A 15,660-nucleotide genomic window follows, 5' to 3' on the forward strand; every position below is an offset into this window, starting at 1 on the left:
GACTCCCGTCAGACCTCTTCGACGCTGCTCGGCTCGCGCCGGGACAGGTCGATGCCGAGCTCTTCCGCCGCGCGGAAGACGTCCTCGTCGGTGTCGCGCATCTCGATGGACATGCCGTCCGAGGACAGCACCTCCACGTTGAGGCACAGGGACTGCATCTCCTTGATGAGCACCTTGAAGGACTCGGGGATGCCGGGCTCGGGAATGTTCTCGCCCTTGACGATGGCCTCGTAGACCTTCACGCGGCCGGTGACGTCGTCGGACTTGATGGTCAGCAGCTCCTGGAGGGCGTACGCGGCGCCGTATGCCTCCAGCGCCCACACCTCCATCTCACCGAAGCGCTGGCCACCGAACTGGGCCTTACCACCCAGCGGCTGCTGGGTGATCATCGAGTACGGACCGGTCGAACGGGCGTGGAGCTTGTCGTCGACCAGGTGGTGGAGCTTGAGGATGTACATGTAGCCGACCGAGATCGGCTCCGGGAACGGCTCGCCGGAGCGGCCGTCGAACAGCCTCGCCTTACCGGTCGGCTGCACCATGCGCTCGCCGTCGCGGTTCGGGATGGTGTGCTGGAGCAGACCCGCCAGCTCGTCCTCACGGGCACCGTCGAAGACCGGGGTCGCGACGTTGGTGCCGGGGGCGACGGAGTCGGCGCCGATCACCTGGAGGCGCTGCGCCCAGTCCTCGGCGAGGCCGGAGACGTCCCAGCCGCGGCTGGCGAGCCAGCCGAGGTGGATCTCCAGGACCTGTCCCGGGTTCATTCGGGACGGCACACCCAGCGGGTTGAGGATGATGTCGACCGGGGTCCCGTCCTCGAGGAACGGCATGTCCTCGATGGGCAGGATCTTGGAGATGACACCCTTGTTGCCGTGCCGGCCGGCGAGCTTGTCGCCGTCCGTGATCTTGCGCTTCTGCGCCACGTAGACGCGAACCAGCTGGTTCACGCCCGGCGGCAGCTCGTCGCCCTCTTCACGGTCGAAGACGCGGACGCCGATGACCTTGCCGATCTCGCCGTGCGGCACCTTCAGCGAGGTGTCACGGACCTCACGGGCCTTCTCACCGAAGATCGCGCGCAGCAGGCGCTCCTCCGGCGTCAGCTCGGTCTCACCCTTGGGCGTGACCTTGCCGACGAGGATGTCACCGGCGACGACCTCGGCACCGATACGGATGATGCCGCGCTCGTCGAGGTCCGCGAGGACCTCCTCGGAGACGTTCGGGATGTCCCGGGTGATCTCCTCGGGGCCGAGCTTGGTGTCACGGGCGTCGACCTCGTGCTCCTCGATGTGGATCGAGGAGAGGACGTCGTCCTGCACGAGGCGCTGCGACAGAATGATCGCGTCCTCGTAGTTGTGACCCTCCCACGGCATGAACGCCACGAGCAGGTTCTTGCCCAGCGCCATCTCGCCGTTCTCGGTGGCCGGACCGTCGGCCAGGACCTGGCCCTCGATGATCCGGTCGCCCTCGTCGACGATGACCTTCTGGTTGACCGAGGTGCCCTGGTTGGAGCGGGCGAACTTGGCCAGGCGGTACGTGATGTACGTGCCGTCGTCGTTGGCGGTGGTGATGTAGTCCGCGGAGACCTCCTGGACCACACCCGCCTTCTCGGCCTTGACCACGTCGCCGGCGTCGACGGCGGAGCGGTACTCCATGCCGGTGCCGACGAGCGGGGACTCGCTCTTGATGAGCGGCACCGCCTGACGCATCATGTTCGCGCCCATGAGGGCACGGTTGGCGTCGTCGTGCTCGAGGAACGGGATCATGGCGGTCGCGACCGACACCATCTGGCGCGGCGAGACGTCCATGTAGTCGACGTCGTCACCGGGGACGTAGTCGACCTCGCCGCCACGACGGCGGACCAGGACCCGGGACTCCTCGAACCGCATGTCGTCGTTGAGCGTGGCGTTGGCCTGCGCGATGACGAAGCGGTCCTCCTCGTCGGCCGTCAGGTAGTCGACCTCGTCGGTGACCACACCGCCGGTGACCTTGCGGTACGGCGTCTCCACGAAACCGAACGCGTTGACGCGGCCGTAGGAGGCGAGCGAACCGATCAGACCGATGTTCGGGCCTTCGGGCGTCTCGATCGGGCACATGCGGCCGTAGTGGGACGGGTGCACGTCACGGACCTCGAAGCCGGCCCGCTCACGGGAGAGACCACCCGGGCCAAGAGCCGACAGACGGCGCTTGTGGGTGAGACCCGACAGCGGGTTGTTCTGGTCCATGAACTGCGACAGCTGGCTGGTGCCGAAGAACTCCTTGATGGAGGCGACGACCGGCCGGATGTTGATCAGGGTCTGCGGCGTGATCGCCTCGACGTCCTGGGTCGTCATGCGCTCACGGACGACGCGCTCCATACGAGCCAGACCCGTGCGGACCTGGTTCTGGATGAGCTCGCCGACGCTGCGCAGACGACGGTTGCCGAAGTGGTCGATGTCGTCGGTCTCGACGACGATGTTCGTGCCGCTGTCGCCGACCGTCTCGGTCTCGCCCGCGTGCAGCTTCACCAGGTACTTGATCGTCGAGATGATGTCCTCGACGGTCAGGATGCCCGCGTCCAGCGGAGCCTCCGCACCCAGCTTCTTGTTGACCTTGTAGCGGCCGACCTTGGCGAGGTCGTAACGCTTCGGGTTGAAGTACAGGTTCTCAAGAAGCGTCTGCGCGGCCTCACGCGTGGGCGGCTCGCCCGGACGCAGCTTGCGGTAGATGTCGAGCAGCGCGTCGTCCTGGCCCTGGGTGTGGTCCTTCTCCAGGGTGGCGCGCATCGACTCGTACTCGCCGAACTCCTCGAGGATCTGCTCGGTGGTCCAGCCGAGAGCCTTCAGGAGAACGGTGACGGACTGCTTGCGCTTGCGGTCGATGCGGACACCGACCATGTCGCGCTTGTCGATCTCCATCTCCAGCCAGGCACCCCGGGACGGGATGATCTTGGCGGAGAAGATGTCCTTGTCGGACGTCTTGTCGATGGAGGAGTCGAAGTAGACACCCGGCGAGCGGACCAGCTGCGACACCACGACACGCTCGGTGCCGTTGATGACGAAGGTGCCCTTGTGGGTCATGAGCGGGAAGTCGCCCATGAAGACCGTCTGGGACTTGATCTCGCCGGTCTCGTTGTTGGTGAACTCCGCCGTCACGAAGAGCGGGGCCGCGTAAGTGAAGTCGCGGTCCTTGCACTCGTCGATGCTGTTCTTCGGCGGCTCGAAACGGTGGTCGCGGAACGTCAGCGACATCGACCCGGAGAAGTCCTCGATCGGGGAGATCTCCTCGAAGATCTCCTCCAGACCGGACTTGGTGGGGACGTCCTGACCGGACTCCAGAGCCTCCTCGACCCGACTCTGCCAGGCGGTGTTCCCGAGCAGCCAGTCAAAGCTCTCGGTCTGCAGCGCGAGCAGGTTGGGAACCTCGAGAGGCTCCTTGATCTTTGCAAAAGAGATGCGCAGCGGGGCGGTGCTGGCGGCGTTGTTCGTATTCGCGGTCGAGGCAGTGCGCGAGGCGGCCAAGAGGGGGTCCTTCCGAGGGCTCGGACTCACTACGCGCTCCCCGGGCCCTCCTCCGCGGCACAGAGACAGGTTTCTTCGATGTGGCCAAAAGGCCAGGTCGAAGTTGATCCGGTCGTCGATGCTGAGGCGAGGGCAGACCCCTGGTGACGGGCAGGGGACAGCTAACAGGCAGCGCAAAGGGTCAGTGTAGCCACTTGGCGCACTGATGTCCAGCCCCGCTTTTCTGCCCAGTCTTCAAAAACTCTCGCTGCCCTCAACGTCCTCTGCATGGTGCCCTCAACGCACGTTGATACTGCCCTCTTCGTCGCCGATCCATGCCTCGGATTCGGACCGTTCTGGCGACGCGTCCTGAGAATTGCGCGCTGCGTGCGGTTCGTCAAGGCCCCTCTGCCGGAACCTGAGGTTCCGGGAGACACGACGAAGATCACCATACCCCTCGCCCTCGAGGTCGCAAGGTAACCGTGACCGCGCCTCCAGGAACGCCGAAGAGCGACCACCCGGATGGATGATCGCTCTTCGGTGCTTGCGCGTTACAGGTCCAGCGGAACCTGTGAGGTGTTACTTGACCTCGACCGAGGCGCCGGCGCCCTTGAGGGACTCGGCAGCCTTCTCGGCGGCCTCCTTGGCGACCTTCTCGAGAACGGGCTTCGGGGCGCCGTCCACGAGGTCCTTGGCCTCCTTCAGACCCAGGGAGGTCAGCTCACGCACGACCTTGATGACCTGGATCTTCTTGTCGCCGGCACCGGTGAGGATGACGTCGAACTCGTCCTGCTCCTCGGCAACCTCGGCGGCGGCGGCCGGACCGGCCGGACCGGCGACGGCGACGGCCGCGGCGGCGGTGACGTCGAACTTCTCCTCGAAGGCCTTCACGAACTCGGAGAGCTCGATGAGGGTCATCTCTTCGAACTGCGCGAGCAGGTCTTCCTGGCTGAGCTTCGCCATGATGGGCGATCCTTCCACTAATTCGGCTGGTGCCGGTATGTACATGTCTGGCGGGCGTACGGTCGGCCCGCTACGACCACTTCCTGGGGCGGGCTGCCTCAGGCGGCGGTCATGATGCGAGCCGAGTTACTCGGCACCGCCCTGCTCGTCCTGCTTGGCACGAAGCGCGTCCACGGTGCGGACGAGCTTCGACGGAAGCGCCTGGAAGACCTGAGCAGCCTGAGTCTGCTTGCCCTTGAAGGCGCCCGCCAGCTTGGCGAGCAGAACCTCGCGGGACTCGAGGTCCGCAAGCTTCTTGATCTCGTCGGCGGACAGCGCCTTGCCGTCAAGGACACCGCCCTTGATGACGAGGTTCGGGTTGTCCTTGGCGAAGTCACGAAGACCCTTCGCCGACGTCACCGGGTCACCGGTGATGAAGGCAACCGCCGTCGGACCGTTGAACAGGTCGTCAAGCGTCGAGATCCCGGCCTCGTTGGCCGCGATCTTGGTCAGCGTGTTCTTCACCACGGCGTACTGGGCGTCTTCACCGAGCGAACGACGCAGCGTCTTGAGCTGCGCCACGGTGAGACCCCGGTACTCGGTCAGCACGGCGGCGTTCGAGCTGCGGAACTGCTCCGTCAGCTCGGCTACCGCGGCAGCCTTGTCGGGCCTTGCCATAGAGCGTCGGCCTCCTTCCGGGTGATGAGGACCGCTCAGAAGGGGCTGCACAAAACGAAACGCCCCGGCGCAGGCGCACGGGGCGTGGCTCGACCGGAATCACCTACGCGATCCTGGGAGCACTTCCACGGTCACCTGCGCGGGTCGTCCGCAGTTTTCAGCGGATCCTTCGGCCACCGCCCCCTCTTGCGAGGACACGGCAACGACCAGCGGTCTTTGGCTTCTGCAGGAGCGTACGTGACCGGATCCCTGTCAAGCAAATCCGGTCCTACGGCGTTCAGCTGTTCTGGAGTTCCTTCATCATCTCGGCCAGGTCCGCGGTGTCCTTGGCGGGCGGCGCCGTGACGGTCACCGGCTTGTTGTAGTCGAGGAAGGTGAAGGTCATGTCGAACTTGCCCTTGTCGGCGTCGCCCTGCATGCGGAACTGCTTGGCGTGCTGCTCACCGTCGACCCACATGTCCATCGTGAACTTGTCCAGGCCCAGCTTCTCGAGCTGTTCGGTGCTCTTCTCGCGCTGCTCACGGACCGACTTGTCGGCGTCCTTGAACGAGGCCTTGAGCTCGGCGAGGGTGACCTTGCCCGAGTAGTGGGTCGTCTTGACGCCGTCGACCGTCTCGGTGCCGACCTTCTTCACGTCCTTGGCGCCGTTGAGGAACGCGGACATGCTGGCCGGGTTCTGGTCGGCCTGGCCGGCGCCGGACGCGGCCGCTCCGAGGTCACCGTCCTTGCCGAGCGAGGACAGGTCGAACTTCATCCACTTCTTGCCGTCCATCTCCTTGGCCATATCGGCGTTGCCCCCGATGTACATGGCCTTGTCGACGAGCCGGATCTCCGCGGAGCCCTGCCCGGCCGCGGTCATCTTCATGCTCATCGCGATGTCGGGCTTGGTCCGCATGGCGGCCTCGGCGTTGACCTGCCCCTGGCCGGGCATCTCGCCCTTCATGCGGTAGTGGAAGGAGGTGATGTCCTCCGTGTTCTTCGCCGCCTTGGCGACCGCCGCCGCGGGGGTCATCTCCGGCGATTCCTCGCCGCCCTTGGAACAGCTCACCGCACCCGCGGCGAGGGCGACGGCAGCAAGCCCGGCACCGATGGTCCGACGGCGCGCGGAAGGTCGTACAGAAGTAGCCATTGATTCCCCCCAAGGAACACATGGTCGATTCATAGCAAGACCGCGAGCTTATCCGAGGGGGACGCGAGTGGTCCGTGAATTCCCGGCGGCTCAGGTGGGGTTGGTGCCCGACTGTGACAAGAGGTTCCTGAAGTCCTCGGTGTCGGCGGGCGGCGGCCTCCGTACGGTGACCTTGACGCCGTAGTCGCTGTAGTGGGCGGTCTGGGTCACCCTGCCGCTCGCCGTGCTGGTCTTCTCGATCTTCTTGACCAGCAGGTTCTTCTCGTTGATCCAGATGTCGACGCTCTCGGCGGTGACGTCGGCCTCCTGGAGGCGCTGCCGGAGCCCGGTGTCGGTGACGTCCTCGACGTCCACGGTGCCGGCGTAGTGCGTGGTGGTCCGGCCGTCCACGGTCTGTCGACCGAGCTCGCGCACGTCGTCGGAGTCCAGCAGCAGCCTCACCGACTGGCCCGGGGTGGTGGAGCGCATCTGGTCGGCGAGGGCGGCGCCCCCGCCGAGGGTCTTCAGGTCGTCGTAGGCGTACCTGAGCCAGTGCTTGCCGCCCGTCTTCGCGGCGAAGGTGTCCCCCATGCGCGCGTAGTAGGCGTCGGAGAGGTAGCGGGCCTGCATGGAGGTGACGCCGAGGCCGCGCATCGTCTCGGCCGCGGTGCCGCCGGTGTAGTCGATGGTGAGGGAGCCGGAGAGGCCGTCGCGCCAGGCGAGGACGCCGTCGGCGGTGAGGGACAGCTGGGTGCCCATCACGGTGGTGGATCTCACCCGGGCGGTCCCGGCCCGCTCGGTGGAGCGCTCCGCGGCGCGCAGGGCCGTGAGGGAGGCGGGGGCCGAGGCCGGCTGCTTCTCCTGCTCCGGCCGGTCGGAGGAGCCGGAGGACGTGCAGGCGGCGAGTCCCGCCAGTGCGGCGGCCGTCGTGAGCCAGACCGTCGTCCTCTTCATGCGTCCCCCTGGTGCAAGTGCCCTGCTCGCACGCTAACCCAGAGCGCAGCGACCGCACATGGGAACGGGCCCCGCACCTCGAAAGGTGCGGGGCCCGGGAACCTGCCGGTGTCTCAGACCGCGGCCGGGTCCTCCTCGACGAGGAGGTTGCGGGTGCGGTTGGAGTCGAGCGGAATGCCGGGGCCCATCGTGGTGCTGATGGCGGCCTTCTTGATGTAGCGACCCTTGGCAGCGGACGGCTTCAGACGGAGGATCTCCTCCAGCGCCGCGCCGTAGTTCTCCACCAGCTTGGTGTCGTCGAACGACGTCTTGCCGATGATGAAGTGCAGGTTCGAGTGCTTGTCGACGCGGAACTCGATCTTGCCGCCCTTGATGTCGTTGACAGCCTTGGTGACATCGGGGGTGACGGTGCCGGTCTTGGGGTTCGGCATCAGACCACGGGGACCGAGCACGCGGCCGAGGCGGCCGACCTTGCCCATGAGGTCCGGGGTGGCGACGACGGCGTCGAAGTCCAGACGGCCCTTCGACACCTCGTCGATGAGCTCGTCGGCGCCGACGATGTCGGCGCCCGCGGCACGAGCGGCCTCGGCACGGTCACCGGTCGCGAAGACCAGGACCCGGGCGGTCTTACCGGTGCCGTGCGGGAGGTTCACGGTGCCACGGACCATCTGGTCGGCCTTGCGCGGGTCTACACCCAGACGGAAGGCGACCTCGACGGTGCCGTCGAACTTCGACGTGGAGGTCTCCTTGGCGAGACGGACGGCCTCGAGCGGGGCGTACAGCTTCTCCCGGTCGATCTTCTCGTCCGCAGCGCGAAGGGCCTTGCTGCGCTTGCTCACAACTGCTCCTGTGTGTTCTTGATAAGGAGTCGTGGTACGGGCCGAGCAGGCCCTGCCACTTCTGCTTGTGGTGTACGGGGGTTGGGGCTCAGCCCTCGACCGTGACGCCCATGGAACGCGCGGTACCGGCGATGATCTTCGCGGCGGCGTCCAGGTCGTTGGCGTTGAGGTCGGGCATCTTGGTGGTGGCGATCTCGCGGACCTGCGCCTGGGTGATCTTGGCGACCTTGGTCTTGTGCGGCTCGCCGGAGCCCTTCTCCACGCCCGCGGCCTTGAGGATCATCTTCGCGGCCGGCGGGGTCTTGGTGATGAAGGTGAAGGAGCGGTCCTCGTAGACCGTGATCTCCACCGGGATCACCCAGCCACGCTGCGACTCGGTCGCCGCGTTGTAGGCCTTGCAGAACTCCATGATGTTGACGCCGTGCTGACCCAGCGCGGGGCCGACCGGCGGAGCCGGGTTGGCGGCACCGGCCTGGATCTGGAGCTTGATGAGCCCCGTGACCTTCTTCTTCTTGGGAGGCATAGCTCTCCGGGTCCTTTCGATTCGGGTCCTGCCTGCGTGCGGGGACCACCCGAACGCAGGCATACCGCACAACGATAACGGGTATAGATGCGCGGCCAAAAACCGAGCAGGTCAGACGAGCTGTGACAGCCCGCCTGACCTGGTCGGAAGCTCTGTCCGGAAGACGTCAGTTCTTCTGGGACTAATGAAGGTCTGCGGTGAGCTGGGAGAAGTCTACCGGGGTGGTCCATGACCAGCGGCGGGGCCGTCGTTGACTGTCGTCGCCTGTCGTCGTCGGCCACCCTCGGACGGCCCACAGACGGCCCGATCCCAGGCCGCGAAGAGCCCCTAACGCTAGCGGCAGGAACCGCTAACGTTAGCGACCCCGCTAGCGACCGAAACTGCTGATGACCAGCACGTTAGCGATTAACGAGGCATCTGGCCAGACCCCGGAATCCGGCCGGCAGGCGCCTCTGGGAGGGGCCCGGCCGCCGGACCGCCGTGGGGAGAGCAAGAAGGTGCGGCCTACGGCCGCGCGTCCATTGGCAGCTCGCTGCGCTCGCGCGGGATCCCGCCGTCGGTGCTGGGAATACGCCCCCTTGGAAGGCGTCTCGGGCGGCCTTTCCCTTGGCCGCCCCCAGGTAAAGGCCGCCCTGAGGGCCTTCCAGGGGACAGACGGCAGGCATGGGCGCGCGCCGCCGGGCCTCTCCTGCTCTGTGGGGTCAACCATGGCTCTTCAGCAGGGGGCGGCCGTCCGTACCGCGATCCCTTTCCTGAAGAGCCTTCCTCTCCTTCTTACTAGAGAGTTGAGGGAAGATAGCGTCCGCAGCGTCCGCCGGGCATCTCTCACCCCATCTGACCTGCACCTTTCCTGCGGACGCTAAACAAAATGTCTAGCGTCCGCTAGCGTCCGCAGCGTCCGGTCACGCTCCGTTCCTAAGATCCTCTTTTCGCTGGTCAAGGCGGCTCTTAGGAGAGAAGGATGCGGACGCTGCGGACGCTGAACGCTCCGAAACGACGAAGAGACCACCCCCGCCGCGAAGTGGTGGTCTCTTCGTTCCTTGTGCAGCGGGCCGGGTAGAGGGGTCTGCATGCACAAGCAAGAGGAGCACGCCCGGCGCCCGTGGTGCTCCTCTTGCTTGTGGTGGCGGCTCTCGGAGTAGAGGGGGGTCCTTACCCTGGTAGAGGGGCAGGTAGGGCCCTCCGACCTGCAAGGTAAGGCTGGTAAAGGGGGGCCTGCCTCAAGGGGCGCAACGGCCGTCGGAGTCCGAGCAACGCCGCGCGAGCGCAGCGAGCTGCCAAGGGTCGCGCGGCCGTAGGCCGCACCTTCTATCCCTGACTACTGCGGCAGGAAGCCCGGCGTCACCTGGCCCAACTCGCGCAGGCGCGCGAGGTAATCCTGAGCGGCAGGCTCAGACGCGTACCGCCGCCTCATCTCCGCTGCCAGTTCGCGACTCGTCATGATGAGCGATGGGACCGACTGGCGCTCACCTTCAAGGGCACGCTCGCCCATGATGAGGGCCTGGTCCAGGTCGCCCTCCCGCGCGGCCGTCACGCCCAGCGTTACGCGGGCCTCCGCGTTTCGCATAGGCGCACGCTCCGTGCCGTCGAAGTCCGTTCCCGCCCTGAGGACTTCCTCAGCGAGAGTCCGCGCCAACTTGTCCTCCCCCACCAGCCGGTAGCAGTCCATCGCGTAGAAGTCGAATTTCGCCGGGTCCACCACGAAGTGGTTGTCCAAGTTCTCCGGGTGCGGCATCCCTTCGAGCAGGTTGCGCCCTCGGTCCAACGCCACCTCAACTCGCCTACGGTCCCCGAGTCGGGCCCACGCCTTGGCTTCCTGCGCGGCGAGCTGCACGGCAACGCCCTGGTGTGCAGCGACCTCGGTTCCGGCCTGCGCCGCCGCGACGACCCCGCGATAGTCCCCCGTGGTGAGCGCGAACCAAGCCCGCATCTCATGCGCCCAACCGGCGACTTCCGCATGATCTGCCTCCGTCGCCAGCGACAGAGCGGCTTGGCGCGTCGACTCGGCAGCGTGCCGATCGCCCATGTCGTACTCCACGCAGCCCACGAGGAGCGCGAGCCAACCGGACATGGCCAGCACCTCGCGGTGTTGCGAGAGCGTGAGGCTCTTCGAGTGGAGCTCCACGACGCGGCGCAACCACTGGCGCCCCTCGATAAGGAGCTGTTCACTCGGCATGAATGGATACTCGGAGCAGAGCCGATCTGTGGTGATCCGTAGCGCGTCAAGCGTGGCCGCGTCCACGTCAGACCGGTTAAGACGACTCACGATTTCCAGCGTCTCCATACCGCTCACGGCCAGAATCTCTTTGCCCCCGTCCCGACGCGCCGGCGCGGGGAAAAGCGCGTGCGTCACGGTGCCGAAGACTGCCGCAATGAGCGGTCGGTAGAACTCGTTGGGGATCTGTCCGGACTCCCACCGCTTCCACTGCCTGATCAAGCTGTCGTCTGCGGGAAGCTCTTCCTTCGAGTGGGCCCGAAGAGCCTTCACCGCGTCTCGCTGGGACCAATCGCGAGCCGCCCGCTCGGCCGCGATGCGGTGCGCCCACGCGGGCCTGTCGTCGCTCATACGCCCTCCTCCGAGTGCTTACCCGCTGAGTCTTGCGCCTCACCCCAGGGGACAGGGAAGGGGACAGCGAGGTGACACCGGACATGTCCCCACCTCACGTTCTCGCCCCCTCGATGTCACTTACGCCACACGTTCCGTTCCTCGCATGCTGGTTGCAGATCACGCACCACTCAGGGGGGCGCGCTCTTCGAGTGCCTCCACTCGCTCAGCCAACGACTGAACCAGGGAGCGGAGTTCATTGATCTCGTCGCGTACGTCGCTCGTCGGTACGGTCCCGTCCCCGACGAAGTTACCGAGGTTCCCCGCCGACACGACCAACCCCTCGGATCGCAGCATGGCAAGCCCGTTCTGGATCGTCTGGCTTGCGTACCCGAAGCGCTCGATCAACTCCCGCTGGGACGGGAGCTTGTCACCCGGCTTCATCCGCTTGACGTCCTCACGGAGCGCGTCCGCGACCTGTACGGCTTTGGGCTTGGGCCCTCCTGTGACAGTCATGCCCTGAGCGTACCCACCACAGCGAACTAGTGCACACCACCTCACAGGGGTTGTGCACCACAGCAGACTAGTGCAAGCTAGTCAGCAGTGGGACGCCCCGAAAGGGGGCCCGATTCCCGCGAAAAGTCCTGGTTACGCCAGGAAAAAGCAAGGAGCGGCTTCCTACCGCCAAGCAGACAGCCGCTCCCTGACCCTTGAAGGGGCATATCCATCATGCCTGGAACCGTGGCAGAACGTAGGGCCGAGCGGGGCACACGTCAGGGCAATGGTCCTGGTGGGCGTCGGCTGAGGCAGGGGGAGGACATCCCTCTGACGGCTGAGCAGGCGCGGCGCCTGAGTGCCCTCTACGAGCGCTACAGCGCCGATCTGGTCCGGTACGCGAAGTCCAAGCTGGTCGGCTACCGGTTCAGCGCGGCGCGGGCCCAGACGCTGGCGGAGGACATCGCTCAGAACGTGTGGGTCGAGGTGGCCCGCACGGGCGCGAAGGATCTGCTGGCCCCGGAGCCGCTGAGCGAGAGCGACACGCAAGCCTTCCTGTTCGTGCGGGTGCAGAACCAGCTCGGCAAGCACTTCAAGCGGTCGTCGTCGCACGAGCGGCCGATGGACTTCGACGACCCGATCACCGCGTACGTGCTGGCCCCGATGGTCGAGGAACAGCAGGAGGTTCCGCTGGCGGAGCCGTCCGGGGAATTACTGCGCATGGTCGCGGACCTGCCCGACCGGGAGCGTGAGGCGCTGCTGCTGCAACTGGACGGCTGCAACAAGTCGGTCGTGGCCGACCGTCTGGGATGCAGCCTGCGCACGGGTGACCGACTGGCCGAAACGGCTTTGCTGCGGCTTCAGTTGTGCCACCCGGAGATGCCGCACGAGCCGATCACGCTGGAGTCTCTTCCGGTCTGGCAGCGTGAGGCGCTGGCCACGCTGGACGACACCCGGTGTGAGGCGCTGCTGCGCATCGGCGACCTGCCGCGTCAGGTGCTGCTGCTGCACCTGGTCGAAGGGCTGGACAGCAACCAGGTCGCGGCCCGGCTCGGGGTCGACCGCATCGTCATCCTGGGCATGTACAGCGCTGCGACCTCCCTCAAGGTGGCCGGACAGGTCGCCATGCAGGGCGCGTTCCGCGAGAAGGGCGCCGCCGCCCGCGCCCTGACCGAGATGTTGCGCAGCGAGATCGCGGCCCTGAAGCCGGGCGAGCGCGTACCGGCTGAGCGGGAGCTTGCCACCCGCTTCCAGTGCTCCGCGAAGACCGTGCGCGCGGCCATGGCCACGCTGCGGGCGGAGGGTCTGGTCACGCTGATCCGCCCCTACGGGCTGTTCCGCGCGACGGCCGCCCGGGATCTGGCGGTCGCGGCGTGAGCCACCGTCCCCCGCACCTGAACTCGCACCGACGGCGAGCCCGCAAACAGCGGCTCGCCGCACGCGACGGCGCCCAGTGCTACTACTGCCGCCGTTCCTTCCGGGAGCTCCGGGAAGCCACCGCCGACCACATCGCTCCGGTGAGCCTGTGGCGCTCATGGTCGCTGTCCTCCCTCGTGCTGGCCTGCCGCCCCTGCAACGACGCCAAGGCCGACCGCTTCCCGCTCTCCCTCGCCCTGGTCCTGCTGGCGTGGGCCGACCCAACGCGGCCGATCGTCCGCCCGGTCGACTGGCCGCTGTTGGCCCAACTCGCGCACGCCAACAAGTCGGCCTACGAAGCGGTGTGGTCGCCCGACCCGATCCCGTTTCGGTCTACCCCTGACCTGCGTGACGAGCCGCGTCACACTCCGCGTCACGGCCCTGCACGGGTGGCAGCCCGACCCGATTGCCTGCGTGCGCCTCGCCCCGTGCGGGTGTGCGCGGGCCCGACTGGAGAGGCGGTGTCCGCGTGACGACCACCCGATCCGATCGACCCGTCAACGGTCACGCCCACCCCGGCAAGAGTCGGGCAGCGGTCGACCCGACCCGATCGGCGCCGCGCCGATCCGGGCACGGTGACGACGGCAAGCCACCGCCGGCCGCCGCGCGGATCGTGGCCATGGCGCGCGAGCAGTACCGGTTCGTGATGTCTCCCGACGGCCGTCCGTACGCGGTCGCGCTCGCCGGACCGAATATCGCTTTGCCACTGCGGAACAAGGGCGGGTTGCGTCAGCGTCTGGCCCGGCAGTTCGCTGACGCCTACCCCGGCGAGGTGGCCTCTCAGTCCGCGCTCGCGGACGCCATGACCGTGCTGGAAGGCATCTGCGAGGACACCGACCCCGAGCCGGTCCACCTGCGGGTGGGGCGCGATCCGTCCGGCGCGGTCGTGGTCGACCTCGGCAGCGCGGACGGCCGCGCGGTCGTGGTGACCGGCGTCGGCTGGAAGGTGGTCGACCGGGCCCCGGTGCTCTTCCGCCGCTCCGGCGCCATGGCTCCGATGCCCGAACCCGTCCTGGACGGCGACGGGCTCGCCAAGCTGCACGCCTTGCTGAACATGGACACAGCCGCGTTCCGTCAGCTCGTTGCCTGGCTGGTCGCCGCGTGGATCCCGGACATCCCTCACCCGGCGATCGTGTGCAAGGGCGAGCAGGGTACGGGCAAGTCCAAGGCCGCGCAGATGTTCATCAACCTGATCGACCCGTCTCCGGCCGCCAAGCGCAGTCAGCCGCGGGACGAAAAGGCGTGGTCCCGGCAGGCGTTCAGCTCATGGGCGCTATGCCTGGACAACATCAGCACGATCCCGCCGTGGCTGTCCGACACCCTCTGCAAGGCGGTGACCGGTGACGGTGTGGTCGACCGTGCCCTGTACACCGACGACGACGTGGTGGTCCTCACCTTCAAGCGGGTGCTCGCCCTGACCACCATCGACGCGGGAGCCCTCGCCGGGGACCTCGCCGAACGCGTCCTCATGCTCGACTTGCAGCTCATCGACTCCGAACACCGCCGTTCCGAAGAGGAGTTGGACGCCACCTTCGAGGCCGTACGGCCCGCCGTGCTCGGGGCCCTGTTCGATGTACTGGCGTGCGTGCTCGCGGTCCTGCCCGGGGTGCGGCTGGAGTCCATGCCGCGCATGGCCGACTTCGCCCGCGTGCTCGCGGCCGTCGACCAGACGCAGGGCTGGAACACCCTCGGGGACTACCTGGCCACGTCGGCGAACGTCGCCACGGACGCGTTGGAGGGCGACGCGTTCGCCATGGCCATTGCCGCCCTGGTCGACAGGGTGGGCACGTGGCAGGGCACCGCCGGACAGCTCTTGGAAGCCCTGCCCGTGCCGCCCATGAGGCCGAAGAACTGGCCCGTGGATCCCACACGCGCGGGCGGCAGGGTCAAGCGGCTCGCCCCGCTCCTGCGGTCCATCGGGATCACGGTCGACGACACGCAGCGTAGCCGCGACCGGACCCGGCACAAGCTCCTCACCCTCTCCCGCGCACCCGACTGGGACGAGTCAGCGTCCGCACCCGAACAGACCCCGCTGTGGCCGGAGGTGGCCCCGCCGGGGCACCTTGAACCCACGGCCGACCAGCACTGACGTAGCCGGAACACCCGCCGGGCCGGGCCTCACACCAGAGGCCCGGACACGTCCAAGCCTGCGGACGCTACAGCCGTCCAGCACCCGCAGCGTCCGCACTAGCGTCCGCACCCCTCACCCCCACTGAACTGTACAAACCCGATCGTGCGGACGCTGGGACGCTGCGGACGCTGCGATACACCAACTCTCTAGGACGGCGACCGGCACCCCTCCCCCGCACCCTGCCACGGACACGAGGAGTCACCGAACCCATGGCCACCGAAGAGCCAACCGAGCTGCTTGGCGCCCTGCTCGCCCTCCTGCGCGGCGGCATCCCCGACCGCTACCTGACCCCCGAAGACCTGGTCACCATGTTCAGCCTCCCCAGCGTCGAGACCGTCTACCAGTGGCGCCGTAAGCGCATCGGCCCGCCCGGCTTCCGCGTCGGCCGCTACCTCCGCTTCAACCCCGCCGCAGTCAGGGCGTGGGAGGCCGAACAGACCGGCCTCAGCGACGCGGCCTGACCCGCCCGGCCCGGCGGGGAGGCACCACCCGCCGGGCCGGGGAGGCGGGGAGAACTCCCCCACCGCCTCCCCGGCCCGCATCCCCCGCACTGATC

At 67.4% G+C, this 15,660-nt stretch carries 13 protein-coding genes; 4 read left to right on the forward strand and 9 right to left on the reverse strand.

The features are described from left to right. Nucleotides 1–8: 8 nt before the first annotated feature. From rpoB to ABZT02_RS07330, 9 genes are all read right to left on the reverse strand, one after another. Nucleotides 9–3,494 carry a DNA-directed RNA polymerase subunit beta gene (rpoB, locus tag ABZT02_RS07290; protein WP_356015109.1) on the reverse strand — a complete coding sequence of 1,162 codons (3,486 nt, stop codon included), beginning with the start codon at nucleotides 3,492–3,494 and terminating at the stop codon, nucleotides 9–11. A 558-nt stretch (nucleotides 3,495–4,052) separates the two neighbouring features. Continuing rightward, nucleotides 4,053–4,436: a 50S ribosomal protein L7/L12 gene (rplL, locus tag ABZT02_RS07295; RefSeq protein WP_007384049.1), complete on the reverse strand. Its 384-nt coding sequence runs from the start codon at nucleotides 4,434–4,436 to the stop codon at nucleotides 4,053–4,055. A 126-nt stretch (nucleotides 4,437–4,562) separates the two neighbouring features. Next, nucleotides 4,563–5,093, reverse strand: coding sequence for a 50S ribosomal protein L10 (gene rplJ / locus ABZT02_RS07300; protein WP_007384048.1), 531 nt, complete (start codon nucleotides 5,091–5,093; stop codon nucleotides 4,563–4,565). Between the two features lie 277 nt (nucleotides 5,094–5,370). After that, on the reverse strand, nucleotides 5,371–6,222 hold the full coding sequence (locus ABZT02_RS07305; protein WP_356015111.1) for an LppX_LprAFG lipoprotein: 852 nt from the start codon (nucleotides 6,220–6,222) through the stop codon (nucleotides 5,371–5,373). Nucleotides 6,223–6,312: 90 nt separating this feature from the next. Continuing rightward, nucleotides 6,313–7,155, reverse strand: a complete 843-nt coding sequence (locus tag ABZT02_RS07310; RefSeq protein WP_356015113.1) for a hypothetical protein — start codon at nucleotides 7,153–7,155, stop codon at nucleotides 6,313–6,315. 113 nt (nucleotides 7,156–7,268) lie between these two features. Next, a complete protein-coding gene (gene rplA / locus ABZT02_RS07315) occupies nucleotides 7,269–7,994 on the reverse strand; it encodes a 50S ribosomal protein L1 (RefSeq protein WP_007384045.1) in 726 nt (241 codons plus the stop codon). Between the two features lie 88 nt (nucleotides 7,995–8,082). Then, nucleotides 8,083–8,517, reverse strand: a complete 435-nt coding sequence (gene rplK / locus ABZT02_RS07320) for a 50S ribosomal protein L11 (protein WP_007384044.1) — start codon at nucleotides 8,515–8,517, stop codon at nucleotides 8,083–8,085. Between the two features lie 1,318 nt (nucleotides 8,518–9,835). Then, nucleotides 9,836–11,083: an XRE family transcriptional regulator gene (locus ABZT02_RS07325; RefSeq protein ID WP_356015116.1), complete on the reverse strand. Its 1,248-nt coding sequence runs from the start codon at nucleotides 11,081–11,083 to the stop codon at nucleotides 9,836–9,838. A 159-nt stretch (nucleotides 11,084–11,242) separates the two neighbouring features. Beyond that, a complete protein-coding gene (locus ABZT02_RS07330; protein ID WP_356015118.1) occupies nucleotides 11,243–11,578 on the reverse strand; it encodes a winged helix-turn-helix domain-containing protein in 336 nt (111 codons plus the stop codon). Between the two features lie 225 nt (nucleotides 11,579–11,803). Between ABZT02_RS07330 and ABZT02_RS07335 the strand changes: the two genes are divergently transcribed. From ABZT02_RS07335 to ABZT02_RS07350, 4 genes are all read left to right on the forward strand, one after another. Further along, the gene (locus tag ABZT02_RS07335; protein WP_356015120.1) at nucleotides 11,804–12,934 is read left to right on the forward strand and encodes a GntR family transcriptional regulator; all 1,131 of its coding nucleotides are present in this window, start codon (nucleotides 11,804–11,806) and stop codon (nucleotides 12,932–12,934) included. Beyond that, the gene (locus ABZT02_RS07340) at nucleotides 12,931–13,446 is read left to right on the forward strand and encodes an HNH endonuclease (protein ID WP_356015122.1); all 516 of its coding nucleotides are present in this window, start codon (nucleotides 12,931–12,933) and stop codon (nucleotides 13,444–13,446) included. The genes ABZT02_RS07335 and ABZT02_RS07340 overlap by 4 nt, the downstream gene beginning before the upstream one ends. Further along, nucleotides 13,443–15,062, forward strand: a complete 1,620-nt coding sequence (locus tag ABZT02_RS07345) for an ATP-binding protein (protein WP_356015124.1) — start codon at nucleotides 13,443–13,445, stop codon at nucleotides 15,060–15,062. The genes ABZT02_RS07340 and ABZT02_RS07345 overlap by 4 nt, the downstream gene beginning before the upstream one ends. A gap of 251 nt (nucleotides 15,063–15,313) precedes the next feature. Further along, a complete protein-coding gene (locus tag ABZT02_RS07350) occupies nucleotides 15,314–15,565 on the forward strand; it encodes a helix-turn-helix domain-containing protein (RefSeq protein WP_356015126.1) in 252 nt (83 codons plus the stop codon). Nucleotides 15,566–15,660: the final 95 nt, after the last annotated feature.

The sequence above is a fragment of the Streptomyces sp. NPDC005402 genome, assembly GCF_040606575.1.
Taxonomy (GTDB): Bacteria; Actinomycetota; Actinomycetes; order Streptomycetales; family Streptomycetaceae; genus Streptomyces.

Coding starts and splice junctions, on each gene's coding strand:
- ABZT02_RS07325 (WP_356015116.1), bottom strand. CDS start 11,083: ATGAGCGACGACAGGCCCGCGTGGGCGCACCGCATCGCGGCCGAGCGG.
- ABZT02_RS07310 (WP_356015113.1), bottom strand. CDS start 7,155: ATGAAGAGGACGACGGTCTGGCTCACGACGGCCGCCGCACTGGCGGGA.
- ABZT02_RS07350 (WP_356015126.1), top strand. CDS start 15,314: ATGGCCACCGAAGAGCCAACCGAGCTGCTTGGCGCCCTGCTCGCCCTC.
- rplL (WP_007384049.1), bottom strand. CDS start 4,436: ATGGCGAAGCTCAGCCAGGAAGACCTGCTCGCGCAGTTCGAAGAGATG.
- ABZT02_RS07305 (WP_356015111.1), bottom strand. CDS start 6,222: ATGGCTACTTCTGTACGACCTTCCGCGCGCCGTCGGACCATCGGTGCC.
- rplJ (WP_007384048.1), bottom strand. CDS start 5,093: ATGGCAAGGCCCGACAAGGCTGCCGCGGTAGCCGAGCTGACGGAGCAG.
- rplK (WP_007384044.1), bottom strand. CDS start 8,517: ATGCCTCCCAAGAAGAAGAAGGTCACGGGGCTCATCAAGCTCCAGATC.
- ABZT02_RS07330 (WP_356015118.1), bottom strand. CDS start 11,578: ATGACTGTCACAGGAGGGCCCAAGCCCAAAGCCGTACAGGTCGCGGAC.